The 19,944-nt window shown below is 44.3% G+C and carries 15 protein-coding genes; 5 read left to right on the forward strand and 10 right to left on the reverse strand.

Translation table 11 applies throughout. The annotated features are described in order from the left end of the window. Positions 1–31: 31 nt before the first annotated feature. The 8 genes from ACWYVB_RS09290 to sohB all read right to left on the reverse strand — a co-directional run bounded on the left by ACWYVB_RS09290 (position 32) and on the right by sohB (position 9,128). On the reverse strand, positions 32–1,870 hold the full coding sequence (locus ACWYVB_RS09290) for an extracellular solute-binding protein (RefSeq protein WP_268853576.1): 1,839 nt from the start codon (positions 1,868–1,870) through the stop codon (positions 32–34). 492 nt (positions 1,871–2,362) lie between these two features. Beyond that, positions 2,363–3,064, reverse strand: coding sequence for an orotidine-5'-phosphate decarboxylase (pyrF, locus tag ACWYVB_RS09295; RefSeq protein ID WP_457528801.1), 702 nt, complete (start codon positions 3,062–3,064; stop codon positions 2,363–2,365). A gap of 83 nt (positions 3,065–3,147) precedes the next feature. Further along, the gene (gene lapB, locus ACWYVB_RS09300) at positions 3,148–4,323 is read right to left on the reverse strand and encodes a lipopolysaccharide assembly protein LapB (RefSeq protein ID WP_005376665.1); all 1,176 of its coding nucleotides are present in this window, start codon (positions 4,321–4,323) and stop codon (positions 3,148–3,150) included. Between the two features lie 18 nt (positions 4,324–4,341). Then, positions 4,342–4,638, reverse strand: coding sequence for a LapA family protein (locus ACWYVB_RS09305; RefSeq protein WP_005397112.1), 297 nt, complete (start codon positions 4,636–4,638; stop codon positions 4,342–4,344). Positions 4,639–4,901: 263 nt separating this feature from the next. Next, a complete protein-coding gene (gene ihfB / locus ACWYVB_RS09310; RefSeq protein WP_005385816.1) occupies positions 4,902–5,183 on the reverse strand; it encodes an integration host factor subunit beta in 282 nt (93 codons plus the stop codon). Positions 5,184–5,396: 213 nt separating this feature from the next. Further along, positions 5,397–7,067: a 30S ribosomal protein S1 gene (gene rpsA / locus ACWYVB_RS09315; protein ID WP_005385817.1), complete on the reverse strand. Its 1,671-nt coding sequence runs from the start codon at positions 7,065–7,067 to the stop codon at positions 5,397–5,399. 110 nt (positions 7,068–7,177) lie between these two features. Further along, positions 7,178–7,858 carry a (d)CMP kinase gene (cmk, locus tag ACWYVB_RS09320; RefSeq protein ID WP_005397113.1) on the reverse strand — a complete coding sequence of 227 codons (681 nt, stop codon included), beginning with the start codon at positions 7,856–7,858 and terminating at the stop codon, positions 7,178–7,180. A 208-nt stretch (positions 7,859–8,066) separates the two neighbouring features. Next, the gene (sohB, locus tag ACWYVB_RS09325; RefSeq protein ID WP_005385819.1) at positions 8,067–9,128 is read right to left on the reverse strand and encodes a protease SohB; all 1,062 of its coding nucleotides are present in this window, start codon (positions 9,126–9,128) and stop codon (positions 8,067–8,069) included. A 254-nt stretch (positions 9,129–9,382) separates the two neighbouring features. Here sohB and ACWYVB_RS09330 point away from each other — a divergent pair, with 254 nt between their 5' ends. The 4 genes from ACWYVB_RS09330 to ACWYVB_RS09345 all read left to right on the forward strand — a co-directional run bounded on the left by ACWYVB_RS09330 (position 9,383) and on the right by ACWYVB_RS09345 (position 15,461). After that, on the forward strand, positions 9,383–10,129 hold the full coding sequence (locus ACWYVB_RS09330) for a YciK family oxidoreductase (protein WP_395222133.1): 747 nt from the start codon (positions 9,383–9,385) through the stop codon (positions 10,127–10,129). Positions 10,130–10,258: 129 nt separating this feature from the next. Next, positions 10,259–10,951 (forward strand): translesion DNA synthesis-associated protein ImuA, encoded by a 693-nt coding sequence (gene imuA / locus ACWYVB_RS09335; RefSeq protein WP_104974998.1) that lies wholly within the window; start codon positions 10,259–10,261, stop codon positions 10,949–10,951. A 4-nt stretch (positions 10,952–10,955) separates the two neighbouring features. Further along, on the forward strand, positions 10,956–12,359 hold the full coding sequence (locus ACWYVB_RS09340) for a Y-family DNA polymerase (protein ID WP_395222134.1): 1,404 nt from the start codon (positions 10,956–10,958) through the stop codon (positions 12,357–12,359). A 27-nt stretch (positions 12,360–12,386) separates the two neighbouring features. Next, positions 12,387–15,461 carry an error-prone DNA polymerase gene (locus ACWYVB_RS09345; protein ID WP_395222135.1) on the forward strand — a complete coding sequence of 1,025 codons (3,075 nt, stop codon included), beginning with the start codon at positions 12,387–12,389 and terminating at the stop codon, positions 15,459–15,461. 75 nt (positions 15,462–15,536) lie between these two features. Here the strand turns inward: ACWYVB_RS09345 and ACWYVB_RS09350 are convergent, their stop codons facing one another. Both ACWYVB_RS09350 and mlc read right to left on the reverse strand, forming a co-directional pair. Next, positions 15,537–16,490 carry a chemotaxis protein CheV gene (locus ACWYVB_RS09350; RefSeq protein ID WP_005398212.1) on the reverse strand — a complete coding sequence of 318 codons (954 nt, stop codon included), beginning with the start codon at positions 16,488–16,490 and terminating at the stop codon, positions 15,537–15,539. Positions 16,491–16,791: 301 nt separating this feature from the next. Continuing rightward, complete coding sequence (gene mlc / locus ACWYVB_RS09355; RefSeq protein WP_005398213.1) at positions 16,792–18,009, reverse strand: sugar metabolism global transcriptional regulator Mlc; 1,218 nt, start codon at positions 18,007–18,009, stop codon at positions 16,792–16,794. 412 nt (positions 18,010–18,421) lie between these two features. Between mlc and pyk the strand changes: the two genes are divergently transcribed. Beyond that, a complete protein-coding gene (gene pyk, locus ACWYVB_RS09360; RefSeq protein ID WP_395222136.1) occupies positions 18,422–19,864 on the forward strand; it encodes a pyruvate kinase in 1,443 nt (480 codons plus the stop codon). Positions 19,865–19,944: the final 80 nt, after the last annotated feature.

A 19,944-nucleotide genomic window follows, 5' to 3' on the forward strand; every position in this document is an offset into this window, starting at 1 on the left:
CTTTCATTTTTATCGCCGCTAAGTTGTGGAGTTACAACTTGTAGCGATCATCAATGACCGTTGTCTCTGGGAAGGTTTTACCCTCGTCCATCGCTTCCTCAGTCTCTTCTTTTACTTTGCTATCGATCCAGAAATTACCAATATCCATTGGATGAAGCACCCATTCTGTCGCTTTTGTCATGCCATCTTTAGGAATTTTAACCCAGCGCCAATGCGCAACTCGAGAATAAGGCACCATGTATCCAGGAACGATGATATTCGCTTTGCTGACATAGTTTTGGATTTGATGCGATAAATCGTAACGCTTCTCCTGATCAAACTCAGAGTCATAAGCTTCAATCAACTGGTCCAGCTCAGGGCTGCTGTAGTTGGTGTGAGCATTCGTTTGTGGTCGATTCGCATTATCAGAGTGCAGGTATTCCCAATACGCAGGAATCTCACCAGAACCCATATTCAAGAACGCTAACTGATGCTTTTTCTCAAGAATGTATTTAAACGCAGATGAACCATCAACCAAGTTTAACGTGAACTCAAGACCAGCAAGTTTCGCTTGCTCTTTCAAGTACGCAATACGCGGTGTCCAAGAGTTGTATCCATAGGTGATAGCAAAGCTCAAGCGTTGGCCCTTGTCGTTGACACGAATACCATCTGCGCCAACTTTGTCAAAGCCCGCTTTTTCGAAATGTTTAACCGCCGCATCGGCATCAAACTTAGGCGGTGTATTGTTAGGATCATCGTATTCGCCATGACCAAAGCCGAGTCCATGTGGTTTACGTGAATAATCTCCACGCATGATATTTTCAATCATGCCGTCATAGTCAGTGGCTGCCATAACGCCTTTGCGCACTTCTAGGTTATCCAACACCGGCATCGCGGTGTTCATCCAAAGGCCACCAGCGCCTTGTGGTGCTTCGTTAAAGCCCCAGTACTTTTGGATATAGCCTTTTTTGTACACATCACTATCGGTTTTGTCATGCCAAAAGCTTGGTAGCACCATCTCAAAGTAGTCCAAGTTGCCTTTCTCAAAGTGCTTCATGGCAATATCAGGATCGCGAATCACCTTAATGCGGACTTTTTCTACGTTGTAACGGTTTTTATAGTAGCGGTTGTTATACCCCCACCAATCTTCGCCCACGTGTTTGAATGTCACGCTCTTACCTTTCTTCACTTTATCAATGTAGTAAGGCGCCGCAGTTGGCTCAGATTTAAAGTTGAACTTTCTGACGAAGTTATCAGGCATGCCATCGTTATTTGCGTCCTTTTCTCCTTCAAAGAAGTGTTCCGGACGAGGCTGAAAACCATTACTCGGCATGTTAATCATAACCATGAGCGAGTCATGACTTTGAGCTACAGCAAGATTGACTTTGATCGTGTAGTCGTCAATTTTTTCAACACCAACAACGCTGTTCGTGAAGAAGTCGTTGTACCACGGGTCGATAATGTCTTTTGACGTGTAGTACTTCATCATAAAGACGTAATCATCTGCCGTAATTTTTTCACCATCTGACCACTCGGCCGTTTCATCAAGCTTAAAGAATACGGTTTTGTTGTCCTCTCCAAATGCCCATGACTTAGCAAGTTGGGGGATCCATTTACCAGTATTTGGATGACGCTGAGCAAGCTTTGGTGAACCATCCATTAAATATTGGCGCAAGCCAGAGTTCGCATCTGGACCAACACTTCGTAATGTCTGAGGAAAGCTCTGAATGTAAGTACGATAAGTACCACCTCGTACCGCTTCTTCAGAGGCGAACAGAGGTTCATTGTTATTTGAAATCCATTCTATATCAGCAGGTAGCTCTGCCGCACTCAGTTGAAAACTGGCAGCGGTCAGTGTTGCAAGTACTGAAAATGGCAGTTTTTTAGTCATGTTTCTTCCTTGTTGTGTTTGCGATTAAGGTCGTAGCAAGGAAGACGGCGTGTGAAAGCTGCAAATAGAAAATACGCAGATAGGAAATAATAGGAGCGTAATATGAAGTGACTTCCTGCCAGCTTCTATATTAATTTCAAAGAGTTTCACTAGGTCATCCTAGACCTTACAACGCAGTGAATGCATCTTCGCCATAGTATTCTTTAGGCTTTTGTAACGCAAGTCATCAATAATACATGGTCGCATTTTCTATGCATCACAGTGAGTTATGTTACAAAAGTGTGATCGATATAGTACCAAGCCCTACTTTCCTCATAATAAACCGTAGAACCTTTATCCGAATAAGCTCCCCCCTACACCAATTAAAGCAAGTAAGCGAGCAGATATAACTGGTAAAAATGAGCAGTTGCTTACTACGGTTGGTATTTTTATTAGATACAAAAAAGTGAGGCATCACAGCCTCACCTTTCTTTATACAATACAAGACTGTGCTTACATACTAGACAAGCTATCATTGATCGATTTCAACACTGCAGCAGGATCCACAGCTTGAGTAATTGGACGCCCAATAACAAGATAGTCAGAACCAGACTGAATAGCCTCTACTGGTGTCATGATACGGCGCTGGTCACCTTGCTCAGAGCCAGCAGGTCGGATTCCTGGTGTAACTAACTTAAAGTCTTGACCAAGTTCGCTCTTAAGCAATGAAGACTCTTGAGCTGAACATACGACACCATCTAAACCAGCGTTTTTGGTCAATGTCGCCAGACGAATAACTTGATCCTGAGGCGCAATGTTCAAACCAATACCCGCTAAATCACTTTGTTCCATACTGGTTAGTACCGTTACTCCTATCAGAAGTGGGCGTTCTTTACCGTATGGCTCAAGAATTTCACGTGATGCCGTCATCATACGCTCACCACCGCTCGCATGCACATTCACCATCCAAACCCCTAATTCCGCGGCTGCGCGGACCGCCTTAGAACAGGTATTTGGAATATCGTGAAATTTCAAATCCAGGAAGACTGAGAAACCACGTTTGTGGAGTTCACGTACGAAATCAGGACCAAATAGCGTAAACATTTCCTTGCCAACTTTTAGGCGACATGACGCAGGATCAATTCTATCTACAAACGCAAGTGCGTCTGCTTGGTTATCATAATCCAGTGCGACAATAACTTTTTGGTCGATCATTTCATCTCCTAACTATTTTGGTTCTTATTAAATAAAAAGTTAAAAAAATGCAGCGGACAGAAATTCTGCCAGCTGCATTAAAATTATTCACCATCCAATCCGCGGATTGGCTTGATCGTCCCCCACCCTTTACAGGACGGGCAGTGCCAATAAAGGGAATGAGTAGAAAACCCACACTTCCGGCATCGGTAGTGTGGTTTCACTTTTAACTGTTCACCCACCATCGCTTGTAGCGTCGATAGACTGTCCTTCGCGCGACCGTCTTCTGCTTCAGCAATGTGGTAGTCAATTAATCGATAAAAGCCCTTCATGGTTGGATTTTTCAGCAGCTGTTTGGTCAGCAGCTCTTGTGCAGCCCCTACGTTCTCGTGGTGAGCAACCAACTGAGCCAACATTAACTCGGCTGATACGCCTGCTTTCTTATCAATACAAGCTCGCAGAAACTCTACAAGTTCATCTTCCTGGCCCAAATGATGGTAGCACTCTGCAATGGTTGGTAAGACATCGCTGATAAAGTCTTTGTCTTGCTCAAGCACACCCGTTAGGTATTTTATCGTGTGTTTATAATCTTCAGACTCTAGATAAATTCGTCCCAAAGCAATACTCGCTCGAACACACTTTGGGTCTTCTGCTAGGGCTTTTTTAAAGTGCTGTATTGCCTTATTAGTATTACCATCGGCTTGGTCGAGCATGGCAATTTCACACCAAAAATGAGCAATATTCGCACGCATTCTGGAGCGTTTATTACCCAACTTAGCCAATTGATTGGCGTAATAAATTGCTTTTTCCCATTCACGCGTTTGTTGGTAAATGGTTACCAATTGCTGAAGGGCCGCTTCTTTGTAATCTGGCTCTTCGACTAACTGTTCGAAGATTTTCTCTGCACGATCGAGAAAACCAGAGACCATGTAATCTTTCGCCAACTGTTGAAGTGCAAGATTCTTTTGATCCAGTGTTAAGCCAGAGCGAGAAATGAGATTTTGGTGAATTCGGATTGCGCGGTCGACTTCGCCACGAGACCGGAACAAATTACCCAACGCAAGGTGAGTATCGATTGTCTCGTTATCAACTTGGAGCAATTCAATAAAGTGATCAACAGCCTTATCTGATTGGTCAGAGAGCAGCAGATTAAGACCCGTCATATACTGACGAGAGATTTGATGAGATTGCTTCTGCTTGTCTTGCTGAGCGCTGCGATGCCCCATATACCAGCCATACGCAGCAGCTATAGGCAATAACAAGAAGAGTAGTTCAAGCATTAAAGTTAAGCCTTATCCTTATGCCTGTTTTTCGATGGCTGGCTTATCAGCAGGTTTGTTTGCATCTGTAGGTTCGTACTTTTTCAGTTTTTTCTTTAAACGACGAACTTGTAGCTGAGTTTTCAGCTGGATACTACCAAAGATAACCCACGCTAAAGCAAAGCCAACCACAAATACCACACCTAATAGTGTAGATAAGTGGAACTCTCCTTTGGCTAGAAGATAGTTAAAAGTCACGAGCTCTTGGTTTTGGGAACCTAACGCCAATGCAATTAAAAAGAGAGCTAAAACAGCAACGATTTTTATAATTTTCATTTACATCACCCTTCTAGGAGTAAGTCGGTAAGATTATGCAGGAAAATGCTTCTTCAGACTACGTATATTAGCAATAATCTATACCCAAGTAACCTCAAGATGCTTAGTTTGTAGACACGCCTAGAAGTTAAAGTTACTTGGGTGTAGAAAGCTGCAAAGAAAACAGCCAGAATCAACAGCTCGCTTCGTTAACTGCTTGGATACATTACAAAAAAGCGGCATACACAAACGTATGCCGCTTTTTTCAAACTAATAAGAGTGCGTTAGCCAATATTTACACGCTCACGAAGCTCTTTACCAGGTTTGAAATGTGGAACGTATTTACCTTCCAATTCCACTTTATCGCCCGTTTTAGGGTTACGACCTACGCGAGGCTCGCGGTAATGAAGAGAAAAACTACCAAAGCCGCGGATCTCGATACGGTCACCGCTCTCTAGCGTAGAGGCCATGTGCTCTAAAATATCTTTTACAGCATCCTCTACCTCTTTCGCTGATAAGTGTGTTTGCTCAGCGCAGAGTCTTTCAATCAGTTCAGACTTAGTCATAGTTGCCCTCTTTGAGTATCTTTATCACTTATTATAGTAAGTAATACTAATTCCAACAAACACTTGCTGACAATTCTAGACAAATTTTATGCAAAATGCGCAATGAAGAAATGCCTTTTATTAAGATAGTTTACCGTCATTAGTATTACTACTTAAATATGCTCAAATATAAAAAAGGAGCCTTGCGGCTCCTTTTTTGCTTAAGCGAGTATATTATTCGCCTTTAGCAGCTTTGAAAGCGTCAGCCATTGCGTTACCGAATGCATTGTCATCTTGCTTGTTGATAGATGCCATTGCTTCTTGCTCGTCAGCTTCGTCTTTAGCTTTGATAGATAGGTTGATTACGCGGTTCTTACGGTCTACACCTGTGAACTTAGCTTCAACAACATCACCAGCGCTTAGGATTAGAGAAGCATCTTCTACGCGATCGCGAGATACTTCAGAAGCACGGATGTAACCTTCAACGCCTTCTGCGATTTCAACAGTAGCGCCTTTAGCGTCAACAGCAGTTACAGTAGCGTTAACTAGAACACCTTTCTTGTTGTCAGCAACGTAAGCATTGAATGGGTCGTTTTCCATTTGCTTGATGCCTAGAGAGATGCGCTCACGCTCAGCGTCTACTGCTAGAACAACTGCAGAGATCTCGTCGCCTTTCTTGTACTCACGTACAGCTTCTTCGCCAGCAACATTCCAAGAAATGTCAGATAGGTGAACTAGACCGTCGATGCCGCCTTCTAGACCGATGAAGATACCGAAGTCAGTGATAGACTTGATCTTACCAGTAACTTTGTCGCCTTTAGCTTGTGCTTCAGCGAATGACTGCCATGGGTTAGCTTTACACTGTTTCAGACCTAGAGAGATACGACGACGTTCTTCGTCGATTTCAAGAACCATAACCTCAACTTCGTCGCCAACATTAACAACTTTAGAAGGGTGGATGTTCTTGTTAGTCCAATCCATTTCTGAAACGTGAACTAGACCTTCAACGCCTTCTTCGATTTCAACGAAGCAGCCGTAGTCAGTTAGGTTAGTTACGCGACCAGTTAGTTTGTGACCTTCTGGGTAACGCTTAGCGATTGCTACCCATGGATCTTCGCCTAGTTGCTTAAGACCTAGTGATACGCGAGTACGCTCACGGTCGAACTTAAGAACTTTAACTTGGATCTCGTCACCAACGTTAACGATTTCAGATGGGTGCTTAACGCGCTTCCAAGCCATATCAGTGATATGTAGAAGACCGTCAACGCCACCTAGGTCAACGAACGCACCGTAGTCAGTAAGGTTCTTAACGATACCTTTAACTTCAGAACCTTCTTGTAGAGTTTCTAGAAGCTCGTCACGCTCAACGCTGTTTTCAGATTCGATAACAGCACGACGTGAAACAACTACGTTGTTACGTTTTTGGTCAAGTTTGATAACTTTGAACTCTAGCTCTTTGTTTTCTAGGTGAGCAGTGTCGCGGATTGGGCGTACGTCTACTAGAGAGCCAGGAAGGAAAGCACGGATACCGTTTAGTTCAACAGTGAAACCGCCTTTAACTTTACCGTTGATGATACCAACAACAGTTTCAGCTTCTTCGTAAGCTTTCTCAAGTACGATCCAAGCTTCGTGACGCTTAGCTTTCTCACGAGAAAGTTGAGTTTCACCGAAACCATCTTCAACAGCGTCTAGAGCTACGTCTACTTCAGCGCCAACTTCAACTTCAAGTTCGCCAGCAGCGTTCTTGAACTGTTCAGCAGGGATAGCAGATTCAGACTTAAGACCAGCGTCAACAAGAACGAAACCGTTCTCGATAGCTACTACAGTACCTTTAACGATGCTGCCTTGTTGGAATTCTGTTTCGTTTAGAAACTCTTCAAAGAGTTGAGCAAAAGATTCAGTCATTTAGTTAATCTTCAATAAATTAAACTTCCACGGGTATCCTACCGCATGGGGTTATTAAATTCGCCAGTCATCATCCTTGCGACCAACGCTCTTAGTCTAGCCGAGTATCATTACTCAGCTAGCTTCGATTCGATATATTGTAGTGCCTTTTCTACTACTTCGTCGATAGTCATCGACGTAGAATCTAGCACAAGCGCATCCTCAGCAGGGCGTAATGGCGCCACTGGGCGGTTACGATCTCGGTCGTCACGCTCTTGGATCTCGCTTAAAAGGTCAGCAAATTTAACATCTAACCCTTTCTCTTGCAACTGTTTAAGGCGTCGATTTGCACGCTCTTCTGCGCTCGCATCAAGGAAGATTTTCGCTTGTGCACTTGGGAATACAATTGTGCCCATATCACGACCATCAGCCACTAGGCCCGGAGCGGCTTCAAATGCACGCTGACGACGTAATAATGCTTCACGAACACGTGGCAGAGCCGCAACTTTAGATGCTGCCATACCCGTTTCTTCTTTGCGAAGCTCCCCTGACACATCTTCGCCTTCTAGAACGACCTTAACTAAGTCACCCTCTGCGATAAATTGAACGTCTAGGTGTGTTGCCAGTGGGACAAGTGCGTCTTCTGACTCTGTGTCGACACCGTGGTGAATCGCAGCGAGTGCAAGTACACGATAAATTGCGCCAGAATCTAAGAGTTGGAAACCCAACTTTTTCGCCAGCAACATACATAAAGTGCCTTTACCTGCACCACTAGGTCCATCTACGGTTACAACCGGAGTTTGAGAGGACATGTTCTTCTCCACCTATAGTTTCTTTTCAGCAATTTGCTCGGTTTTCGAGGCGCGCATTATACGGGTAATCGCCCTTTGGAGCGAGGAAAAATGTCGTGTAAAGCATTACACCTAATGCGCAATTGGATTCATCAATAAACATAAGGTTCAACAAAAACGGCGAGAGCTTCCACCCTCGCCGTTTCAAATGTCATGATCTTAGGTTCGATTAAACAATCGGTTTTTGACCACGCTCAGCTAACTTTAAGATCACACTGTCAGCAACTTTGCCCGCGACACCTGCTAGCTTGTCTGCCAGTTTTTTCTTCTGCACATAATGCACAGAAAGTACGGTTTTATCTTTGCATGCCGCAACAACGATATCATCAGATGTACTAATATCATCCACCAAACCAAGCTCTTTCGCTTGTGTACCGAACCAGTGCTCACCTGTAGCTACTTTGTCTAGGTCCAAACTAGGACGACGCTCGCGAATAAAGTCTTTAAACAAGACATGTGTTTCTTCAAGCTCTTGCTTAAACTTATCGCGCGCTTTATCGGTATTCTCACCAAACATCGTTAGCGTGCGTTTATATTCACCCGCGGTTAGTTGTTCGTACTCAATGTCATGTTTCTTCAACAGTTTGTTGAAATTAGGAATTTGTGCGATAACGCCAATAGAACCCACAATTGCAAATGGTGCAGAAACAATCTTATCTGCGACACATGCCATCATGTAACCGCCACTTGCCGCAACTTTGTCTACAGAGATAGTCAGAGGAAGGCCCGCAGCTTTGATTCGGTCCAGTTGAGAAGAGGCAAGGCCGTAGCCATGAACCATACCACCGCCAGATTCTAAACGAAGTAATACTTCATCACCTTCACGTGCGACAGCCAAAATAGCAGTGATCTCTTCACGTAGAGACGCGACTTCTTTTGCATCTATGCTACCGTTAAAATCAAGAACGAATAGGTGTGGTTCACGCTTGCTATCTAATGAACCGTCTTTGCTCGCTTGTTTGATCTCTTTTTCACGAGATTTGTTTTTCTCTTTCTCTTCTTTCTTGACCGCTTTATCTCGAGCTTTGATGAAAGCATCGTCATGCAAATGATGTTCTAACTGCTCAACAGATTGTTTGTGTTGCTCTGAAAGGTTGGTAATCTCTAACTCCCCTTTCGCCGCACCCGATTTGCCACCAGCCGATTTTGCAATAATGAGCAGAACAATTATCGCAGCAACCACCGTGATAATTTTGGCCAGAAACAGACCATAATCTAATAAAAATTCCAACGAGAGCTCCTTTATCTCATTTCAGATGACGTTAGTATGTTACGCAGAAACATCAGCGAGAAGGCAGCGCGGTTTGTAACCACTTGTTCTGATTGATAGCATACCTAACGAAAGTTCTGGAATTGGTATAACACATGAATTGGTGTATTGTAACCATCTTGTCACGATTACCAAGATTTTCCATTGAGAAACAGGCGTTTTTTAGCGTCAATTAACTATCATGGACCCTCTTACAATAATAAGGATTTATCGCCGTGAACTACTCCGTTTCAGCTGATGCTCTAAAAGGTAAAGTCATTCTTGTTACTGGCGCTGGTAATGGCATCGGCCGTCAAGCCGCGCTTTCTTATGCCGAGCACGGTGCAACTGTTATTCTTTTGGGTAGAAATGTGCAAAACCTTGAATCTATCTATGATGAGATTGAAGCAGCTGGCTATCCACAAGCCGCTATCATTCCTCTGGATCTCAAGGGCGCAACTAAGCAAAATTACATTGATATGGCAGAGACAATCGAAGGACAGTTTGGTCGTTTGGATGGCCTATTACACAACGCAGGTGTCTTGAGTTCGCTGTGTCCATTTGAGCAAATCAAAGAGGAAGACTTCGACGATATCATGCAGATCAACGTGAAAGCAGAAGTGTTAATGACTCAAGCACTACTGCCTGTGATGCGTAAATCAGAAGCTGGGCGTATTATCTTTACCTCTTCAACCGTCGGCCACTCTGGCCGCGCATTCTGGGGGCCATACGCTATCTCTAAATTTGCCGTAGAAGGCATGATGCAAGTTTTAGCTGACGAGCTGAGTGATACACCGATCCGCGTTAACGCAATTAACCCTGGTGCCACTCGTACTCGCATGCGTGAAAAAGCATATCCGGGTGAAGATGCAAATACTCTCAAAACGCCACTGGATATCATGCCGCTATATTTGCACTTAATGGATCCTGCGGTTACCGATGTGAACGGTCAGTGCATCGACGCTCAACCGAAGCGTAAATAACTCATTCAGGTTACCTCACATAATTGATTGAAAAGGCAGCAAACGCTGCCTTTTTTCATTTCTCTCTTCATAAAAATCTTGCGACTTTCTCCCACAGAAATATACTGTACATATATACAGGTATTTATTATGCAAGATATTATTCAGCACTTAAAAAGCCAACACCTTGTTTGGCAAGCAAATTTAACGAAAACAGATCCTCAGCAATTGCGGACTAGTTCCGGGTTTTCTGAATTAGATGATTTGCTCGGCGGAGGCTTTCCACCTCATGGCGTAGTGGAGATGGAATCTATTGGTAGTATTGGTGAATTGCGTTTGCTCGCTCCTTATTTAAAAGCCACTCAGACCAATGGTGTGACTGCATTTATTCAACCTCCCGCGTTAGTGAATTCTCTGTTCTTACACTACATCGGTTTGGATATAAACCAAGTGTGGGTCGTTAATCCAACTCACCCCAAAGATGCTCTTTGGGCTGCAGAGCAATGTCTGAAAAGTGGGGTATGCAGTAATGTTTTGTTATGGCAAGAAGAGCTTGAAATACATCAAGTGAAACGCTTACAGGTAGCGAGTGAACAAGGTACTTGCCCTCTTTTTATGCTTAAAACAGAGACTATCAACCGCTTGTCTTTGCCTGTGTCACTCAGTTTAAAACTGAAAGGTGACGAGCAAGGGATTAATGTTGAAGTACTAAAAAGGAAAGGAGGCTGGAATAGAGGTAGTGTCAGTATCGGCTTCCAACACCATTACCCGCAACTGGTGAAACCATCATCTAAAACTCTGCACTCGACTGTGGTCAATTTCCCACTGGCGAACCAAGGTTAGTGATATGGCTCTGTGGATTTACTTGCACTTCCCTCGCCTGCAGCTAGACGCACTCTTTGGTGATAACCAAGAACAACCCGTGGTGATTGTCGAAAGCCAACGTTGCCAGATTATTCAATACAACGAGATTGCCGAACAACAAGGTATTAAGCCTGGTATGGGCTTAGGCAGTGCTGCGTCCTTGTGTCGAGATTTACAAGTGCATCCTTATCATCCACAAACCGAATTAAATAAATTACAAGAGGTAGCTCAGTGGTTGTATTTGATCACATCTGACGTTGTATTGAGGCCAAACCAAGGTATTTTGCTGCGTGCTACTCCAATGCTCGCTCTGTATGAAGGGTTTGAAAACTATTGGAACAAAGTCAGAGATCACTTATCGGAGCTGAAACTGAGTTTTCAATTCGGATGTGGTTTTTCGCCTTTTGCTGCCAAATTGATGGCATTATCAGGAGCGAACGTCATCAGCGAAGACAAATCTGCCATACAAAAAGCCTTATCACCACTACCGTTAACACTGACAGATTTATCAATCGCTACCGTAGAGAAGTTACAACGTGTAGGCGTCACCACATTGCAAAACCTGCTTGAACTGCCGTTGCAAGACATCGCTCGACGCTTTGATATCGATTTGGTGAACTACGTTGGTCGACTGACTGGGCAGTTTAAGCATCCTGTCGACTTTTATCACCCGACCGAATCCTTCCAAGTTTATTTAGAACTGCTGTTTGAGTTCGAAAACGTTCAGTGGATTGAAAAGCCGCTGGCCAAGTTACTTCGTCAACTCGAAACCTTTCTTAAATTAAGAGATAAGGTCGCTTTTGAGCTGTGTTTAACACTCCACCAGCGTGAGAAACAAGAGCAACACCTTCAACTCACTTCTGCGCAAGGTGATTACCTATGTCAGCGTTGGCAGCAGTTAGCGAGTTTAAGCTTAGAGTCACTCTCGCTCAATGGCCCAGTCACAGGGCTAACGTTAAAAGTCGTCCGTCAAGGTGAGCCTCTTAGTGCATCACGCGATCTCTTTGCTGGGCAAAAAGGGAACATGAATGCTTTAGAACTGCTCTCTTTACTGCAAGCTAAATTGGGGAAAAGTGCTGTGTTAAAACCCAACATCGCTTGTGATCCTAGACCAGAAAAGGCCAGTCAATATCGCCCTGCTGATGCTCCAGATGAAAAGGAGCACGCCATACCATCCATACTACGCCCCGCAATGCAATTGCCCACTCCCATTGCATTGCAAGAGCAAGTCTCTTTGGTCCACGGACCTGAGCGAATCGTTTCTGGATGGTGGGATGGTGATGAGATCATGCGTGATTACTACATTGCACACACCAAGCAAGGCCGCTGGTTATGGATATTTCGCGATCAGCACAAGCACTGGTTTCTTCATGGCTATTTTTGTTAAATCGACAGTAATTTTTGTTGGGTCATTATGAGTTACGCGGAACTATTTTGTCAGTCTAACTTCTCTTTTTTGACTGGGGCTTCTCATGCAGAAGAGCTTGTACTCCAAGCTGCTTTCTATCGCTACCAAGCTCTAGCTATAACGGATGAATGTTCGGTCGCGGGCGTTGTCAAAGCCCATGCGACCATCGAACAACATAAACTCGATATCAAACAAATCGTTGGAAGTATGTTTTGGTTAAATGATGAATGCCAAATCGTACTGCTTTGCCCTTGTCGCAAGGCTTATGCCGAGTTGTGTCGTATCATCACAAACGCAAGAAGACGAAGTGGAAAAGGCAACTATCAACTGTTCGAATGGGATTTGATGTCGATTCGACATTGCTTGATATTGTGGCTGCCCACACATCAAGAGAGTGACCACTATTGGGGACGCTGGCTCAATCAACACCACGCTAATCGTTTGTGGGTAGCGATTCAGCGCCATTTGAGTAACAACGATACTGAGTACATTGCGCACTGCGAGCAGTTAGCACATGAATTTCAATTACCTATAACTGCCTGCGGAGGCGTTCTCATGCATGATGTTGAACGCTTGCCATTACAGCATGTACTTACCGCTATAAAGCATGGGTGTAGCGTCGATAAACTCGGTTTTGATCGTATTTCGAATACAGAACGAGCGCTTCGTCCTTTTAAAAAACTGGTTCGGATTTACAAACCAGAATGGCTGGAAGAAAGTACTTACATCGCCGATTTATGCGAGTTTAAGCTCTCCGATTTAAAATACGAATATCCTACCGAGCTGATCCCAGATGGTTATACACCCGACTCTTACTTACGTATGTTAGTCGAGCGTGGTAAAAAGCTGCGTTTTCCTGAAGGCGTGCCAGCAGAAGTCAATCAAACCATCGAGAATGAACTTGCGCTTATTCAAGAGCTGAAATACCACTACTACTTCCTTACCATCCACGACATCGTAATGTTCGCGAAACAACAAGGCATTCTTTACCAAGGTCGAGGTTCCGCCGCAAACTCTGTGGTGTGCTATTGCCTGGAAATTACCGCCGTCGACCCTCGACAAATCGCAGTCTTATTCGAACGATTTATCAGTAAAGAACGTAAGGAACCGCCGGATATTGATGTGGACTTTGAACACGAGCGCCGTGAAGAGGTTATCCAATATATTTACAAAAAATATGGCCGTGAGCGTGCAGCACTTGCTGCAACAGTGATCAGCTATCGCTTTAAAAGTGCCGTGCGTGAAGTCGGTAAAGCGCTAGGGATTGAAGAGACCCAATTAGATTTTTTCATTAAGAACGTTAATCGCCGAGATCGCAGCCAAGGCTGGCAAGCTCAAATTATTGAACTTGGCTTACAACCAGAATCTCTCAAAGGGCAGCAGTTTATCCAATTGGTCAACGAGATAATTGGCTTCCCACGCCACTTATCTCAGCACGTGGGTGGTTTTGTAATTTCATCTGGCCCTTTATATGAGTTAGTACCTGTTGAAAATGCCTCGATGGAAGATCGCACTATCATTCAATGGGACAAAGACGATTTAGAAAGCTTGAAGCTATTAAAAGTCGATGTGCTCGCACTCGGCATGTTAAACGCCATCAGAAAGTGCTTTCAACTGGTCGAGAAACACCACCAGCGCTCCCTCTCTATTTCCGAGATCACTCGCCGGCAAGATGATCCACACGTGTACCGCATGATTCAAAAGGCCGACACGATAGGCGTATTCCAAATTGAATCTCGTGCACAAATGAGCATGCTCCCTCGCTTAAAGCCCGCTTGTTATTACGATTTAGTGATTCAAATTGCGATTGTTCGTCCAGGCCCTATTCAGGGTGATATGGTGCATCCTTTTTTAAAACGGCGTGATCACAAAGAGCCTGTCAGTTATCCATCGGAAGAAGTAAAAAGCGTTCTTGAGCGGACTATGGGCGTCCCAATTTTCCAAGAGCAAGTCATCAAGTTAGCCATGGTAGCAGCTGGCTTTAGCGGCGGCGAGGCCGATCAACTCCGTCGAGCAATGGCATCATGGAAAAAGAATGGCGATCTCGCTAAATTCAGGCCAAAACTGATCAATGGTATGCAAGAGAGAGGTTATGAATTAGCGTTTGCTGAGCGCATTTTCGATCAGATTTGCGGCTTTGGTGAGTACGGCTTCCCTGAAAGCCATTCAGCGTCTTTCGCCGTGCTGGCATATTGTTCTGCGTGGTTAAAATATTATTACCCAGCAGAATTTTACACTGCACTGTTGAACAGCCAACCAATGGGGTTTTATAGCCCATCGCAATTAGTACAAGATGCCCGCCGACATGGAGTCGAAGTATTGCCGGTGTGCGTCAATCACTCAAAATATCAGCATCATCTCGTCTCACGTCCGAATGGCAGGCTGGGCGTGCAACTTGGTTTTCGCTTGGTGAAAGGCTTTAACGCAGAAAGTGCGCAAAGGCTTATTGAGCGCAAACCACTTAATGGTTACCGCTCGATTCAAGAAGTAAAGCAGATATTAAGAAGCCGAAGTGACATTGAATTACTGGCTTCAGCCAATGCATTTCAGATCCTATCGGGGAATCGTTATAACGCACGCTGGGCAGCAATGGATTCCTTATCTGACCTACCATTGTTTCACAAGGTCGAAGAACCCGGTGTTAGCTACCAAACTCAGCCCTCTGAATATGAAAATTTAATTGAGGATTACGCGAGCACAGGACTATCTCTTAGCCGCCACCCGATTAAATTATTAGAAGAAACGGGCAAACTCCCTCATTTTACCCGCATGAGGCAATTGGCAGAGAAACCGCATAGGTCATTGGTCACAGTGGTAGGCGTGGTAACGGGAAGACAATCTCCAGGCACCGCCGCTGGCGTGACATTTTTTACGTTAGAAGATGACACAGGCAACATTAATGTGGTCGTTTGGCAAGCGACAGCACGAGCCCAAAAGCAAGCGTATTTAGGCGCTAAAGTATTAATGGTGAAAGGCATTCTTGAAAGAGAGGGGGAAGTCACGCACGTTATTGCTGGCAAGTTGATTGATTGCACGCACTATTTGAATAATCTACAAAGTAAATCTCGCGACTTTCATTAGTACAGAGATATTAATAAGCGAGGGGTTAAAAATCAGAGGGAGAGCTGCTCCCCCCTCTGATTTCACTATATCTAATCATGCACTTTTAGAAAGCATCTGGCGTAATCGGTCTTGAGCAACTTCAACCAACAGATCTGGTTGGAATTTAGAGATAAAACGATCACAACCTACTTTTTGTACCATGGCTTCATTAAAGCTGCCGCTCAGAGAAGTGTTCAACGTAATAAACAACTTAGACATACGTGGATCTTGGCGCACTTCATGAGTCAGTTTATAACCGTCCATTTCAGGCATTTCAGCATCCGTAATCATCATCAACAGCTCTTTTTCTACGTCTTTCCCTTCATCACACCAGCGCTTTAAAACTGTTAGCGCTTCTAGTCCGTCACGACACTCGATGATATTCATACCCAATTGAGAAAGCGTATCGCGAACTTGATTACGAGCTGTAGATGAATCATCCACAATCAGAACATTACGCCCGACCATTGCTTGGGCAAGTTCTTGATCCAGAATGTCCGCTGAAATCGTGACGTCGTAATGCACGATCTCTGCTAAAACTTTTTCAACGTCAATAATTTCGACAATTTGAGAGGCATCCCCCTCTTTGATTTGCGTGATAGCTGTGAGGTAATTCGAGCGACCAGACGTGGAAGGAGGCGGCTGAATTTCAGTCCATGCCGTATTAATAATGTTTTTAACCGGACCGACTAAGAAGCCCTGCACCGTGCGGTTGTACTCTGTCACGATCAAGTTTTCTTCTTCCGCTTCACCACGCAAAGCTGGGAAACCTATCGCGCCACGCAAATCAATCACTGGCACTGCTTCACCTCGTAAAGAAGCGACCCCACGAATGTTGTAGTGTGAGCCAGGAAGCTTGGTTAACGGTGGCAGCTTGATGACCTCTTTCACTTTGAACACATTAATCGCAAACAATTGGCGACTATTTAAAGTGAACAGCAGAAGCTCTAGTCGGTTTTCACCAACCAAGTTCGTACGCTGGTCAACCGTATTTAACACTCCGGACATACTACTACCTAAATTATGGATAATTCTTATTTTTACTCAAAATCAATACAGACACATCAAGGTTCTAAGCCCAAATAACCTTAAGATATTTGTTTTTCGAGCATGGCTTGAAAGCCATTTGGGTTTATTTACTTGAGCTTTTTAGGAAATTACATGAATGGCGCAGATATAGCAATGCAGCACAACTCAAATTCACCTTCTAGTAATAGGCGATCAAAAAGGGTGAGCCGTTAAGTCTCACCCTAAATCATCTAAAAATGTATAGGCTCGACACCTAAGCACTTCATCATGTTTGAAGCAATTAGCCTTCCACAACCTTCATCAATAACTGACCATCGTACAACGCTTGCTTGATCAACGCGGCACCAGGCATTGTGGCTTGCTTATAGAAACGAGATTCCACCAGCTCAAGATCTTGGTGATAAACTGGTAAACTCTGCTCTTCGATACAGCGACGCACCGCAGGATAAAGTACATCTTTTGCTTGGTTAATCACACCACCGATCAAGATCTTCTCAGGGTTAAATAAGTTGATCACAATAGCAATTGCAGAGCCTAAATAGCGTCCAAGCTTTTCAATCACATCAACTGCCAACGGATCACCATTCGCTGCCGCTTCACAAATGCTCTCAATACTCATTTCTTCTTGCTCAGCAAGAATAGAGTCTTCGCCATCAGCAATTCGTCTTACGACTTCTTCACGAATGGCTTGAGAACTGGCAACGGTTTCCAAACAACCAATGTTGCCACAATGACAACGTTTTCCATTTGGATCGATTTGAATATGCCCAAGCTCACCAATGTTGCCGTGACGACCTTGCAAAACGCGCCCATCCAGAATGATGCCGGCACCTAAACCATGGTGAATAGAGATAAGGACGGAGTTGTCATTGTCTTGAGAATGGCCGAAAAGCTTTTCTGCTAATGCCCAAGCTCGCGTGTCATTGGCAATGAAAACTGGCAAGCCCGTTGCTTTGTATATCTCTGGTCCAAGAGCAAGATTTTCGACATTGTAATGAGGCATTTGCAGCACGACACCTTGCTCTGAATTCACAAGGCCAGGCAGCGTAATTGCAATACTGGTAACACGGTCAAGTTGATCCGCGTAAGTTTGGAAGAATTCATCAATTTCGTAGAGCAGACGCTCAAGCACATCGTCTTGGTCACGTTCGTGTATCTCGATTTTAGTATCGATCAACACATCGCCACCTAGCTCATGCAGAGCAATAGTTAAATAACCTCGCCCCAAACGCATTGACAGAAATTGCCACCCTTCGTTGTTGACCTGCAAACCGACGGCAGGTCGACCACGACTCGTCGCTTCTTGTACTGTGGTTTCATGAATCAAGTGCGCTTCAATTAATTCTCGAGTGATTTTGGTGATACTGGCAGGAGCAAGCTCACTCTGCTTGGACAAATCAATTCGAGAAATAGGACCTTTTAGGTCAATTAGTTTATATACACGACCAGCATTGACCTGTTTGATATGATCAATATGGCCCGGTTGAGCCATGTACATCTTGCACTCCGAAATTCTATAACGAGACAATTTTTTTACTTTGCGAACTAATTGTGAAGTGAATTAATAAATCCCCGTGACAAGCATCACGTATAAACCTGTTTGTTTGTGTATTCAATCAAATAACGAAGAATCTACTCCTGTTAAATTGTTTGAAAAATAACTTATTTTTATTCACTAAATTATGAAGTAACTCCTGTTACACCAGCGCATTCTCATCAATAGGGGCTGAAACCTATGGATTATCTGTCTGTTTTACCGGGATTACTCTTAATGTAAACATTCTGTGCATATACTTATACTCAAGCAGCTTTAAGGTGTGGGCTCAGCAACGAGGCAGACCTTGAGAGCGATTGAGGAAAGTAAGGATAGAGTTCAAGTTACCTTTACACATACATTCATCGGAGAATCTATGACTTCCAAACTAAGACGAACAAAAATTGTCACCACGCTTGGTCCTTCAACGGATAAGGACAATGTACTTGAGGAGATCATCAAAGCCGGTGCAAACGTTGTCCGTATGAATTTCTCACATGGAACCAGTGAAGACCACATTCAACGCGCCAAAAAAGTCCGTACTATTGCGGCAAAGCTTGGGCGTCAAGTTGCTATCCTCGGCGACTTGCAAGGCCCTAAAATCCGCGTATCGACCTTTAAAGACGGCCAAGTCATGTTAAATGTGGGCGATAAATTCACATTAGACAGTGATTTACCAAAAGGTGAAGGCAACCAAGAGTCCGTAGGGCTAGATTATAAAGAACTGCCGCAAGATGTGTCACCAAACGACATTCTGTTACTCGATGATGGACGCGTTCAACTGCAAGTCACCAGCGTCGAAGGCAATAAAGTTCATACCCGTGTGATTGTTGGTGGTCCACTATCTAATAATAAAGGGATCAACAAAAAAGGCGGCGGATTGTCAGCCGATGCGCTCACAGAGAAAGATAAAGCCGACATTCTTACCGCCGCAGAAATTCAAGTGGACTACCTTGCTATTTCGTTCCCACGTAACGGCGAAGACATGCATTACGCTCGACGTCTAGCCAGAGATGCAGGCCTTGAAGCCATGTTGGTGGCTAAAGTCGAACGAGCAGAAACCGTCGCGACCAATGAGTCTATTGACGATATTATTCTCGCATCCGATGTAGTGATGGTAGCGCGTGGCGATTTGGGTGTAGAAATCGGCGATCCTGAACTTATTGGCGTCCAGAAAAAACTGATTCGCCGCGCACGCGGCTTAAACCGTATCGTAATTACTGCGACACAAATGATGGAGTCCATGATTGCTAGCCCGATGCCGACGCGTGCTGAAGTGATGGACGTGGCCAATGCGGTTCTAGACGGCACTGACGCAGTGATGCTATCTGGAGAGACCGCAGCAGGTAAATACCCTGTAGAAACGGTCAAATCCATGGCCGAGGTGTGTGTGGGCGCAGAAAAGATGTCTGAGGCAAGCCTATCCACTTATCGCTTAGATCGCACCTTCGAAACCGCTGAAGAAACCATCGCAATGGCAACCATGTACTCTGCGAATCACATGGAAGGAATTAAAGCGATGATCTCGTTAACAGAATCTGGCAGAACTGCGTTGATGATGTCTCGCTTAAGCTCTGGCTTACCAATATTTGCCTTATCACGTAATGAATCAACGCTCAATCGAGCTGCACTATACCGAGGCGTGACACCGGTATATTTCGAGTCAAAAAGTGATGCAGGTTTACCGACAGCTCAAGCTGCGATTGCCAGCCTTAAAGAACAAGGGTTCTTGCACAAGGGTGATTTAGTCATGATCACTCAAGGCGATGTAATGGATGTCGTGGGTTCAACCAACTGCATGCGAATTCTGCAAGCATAACCTTTATACCTAACCCTATTAACCACAGAGATTAGGTACGCACACGAATGAGGCTCCGAAAACGGAGCCTCATTTATTTA

The organism is Vibrio sp. JZG10 (assembly GCF_054064075.1).

What these genes read in the sequence shown, in the direction of transcription:
- ACWYVB_RS09290 (WP_268853576.1), bottom strand. Translation starts at nt 1,870, where the DNA reads ATGACTAAAAAACTGCCATTTTCAGTACTTGCAACACTGACCGCTGCC.
- pyrF (WP_457528801.1), bottom strand. Translation starts at nt 3,064, where the DNA reads ATGATCGACCAAAAAGTTATTGTCGCACTGGATTATGATAACCAAGCA.
- lapB (WP_005376665.1), bottom strand. Translation starts at nt 4,323, where the DNA reads ATGCTTGAACTACTCTTCTTGTTATTGCCTATAGCTGCTGCGTATGGC.
- ACWYVB_RS09305 (WP_005397112.1), bottom strand. Translation starts at nt 4,638, where the DNA reads ATGAAAATTATAAAAATCGTTGCTGTTTTAGCTCTCTTTTTAATTGCA.
- ihfB (WP_005385816.1), bottom strand. Translation starts at nt 5,183, where the DNA reads ATGACTAAGTCTGAACTGATTGAAAGACTCTGCGCTGAGCAAACACAC.
- rpsA (WP_005385817.1), bottom strand. Translation starts at nt 7,067, where the DNA reads ATGACTGAATCTTTTGCTCAACTCTTTGAAGAGTTTCTAAACGAAACA.
- cmk (WP_005397113.1), bottom strand. Translation starts at nt 7,858, where the DNA reads ATGTCCTCTCAAACTCCGGTTGTAACCGTAGATGGACCTAGTGGTGCA.
- imuA (WP_104974998.1), top strand. Translation starts at nt 10,259, where the DNA reads ATGCAAGATATTATTCAGCACTTAAAAAGCCAACACCTTGTTTGGCAA.
- ACWYVB_RS09340 (WP_395222134.1), top strand. Translation starts at nt 10,956, where the DNA reads ATGGCTCTGTGGATTTACTTGCACTTCCCTCGCCTGCAGCTAGACGCA.
- ACWYVB_RS09345 (WP_395222135.1), top strand. Translation starts at nt 12,387, where the DNA reads ATGAGTTACGCGGAACTATTTTGTCAGTCTAACTTCTCTTTTTTGACT.
- ACWYVB_RS09350 (WP_005398212.1), bottom strand. Translation starts at nt 16,490, where the DNA reads ATGTCCGGAGTGTTAAATACGGTTGACCAGCGTACGAACTTGGTTGGT.
- mlc (WP_005398213.1), bottom strand. Translation starts at nt 18,009, where the DNA reads ATGTACATGGCTCAACCGGGCCATATTGATCATATCAAACAGGTCAAT.
- pyk (WP_395222136.1), top strand. Translation starts at nt 18,422, where the DNA reads ATGACTTCCAAACTAAGACGAACAAAAATTGTCACCACGCTTGGTCCT.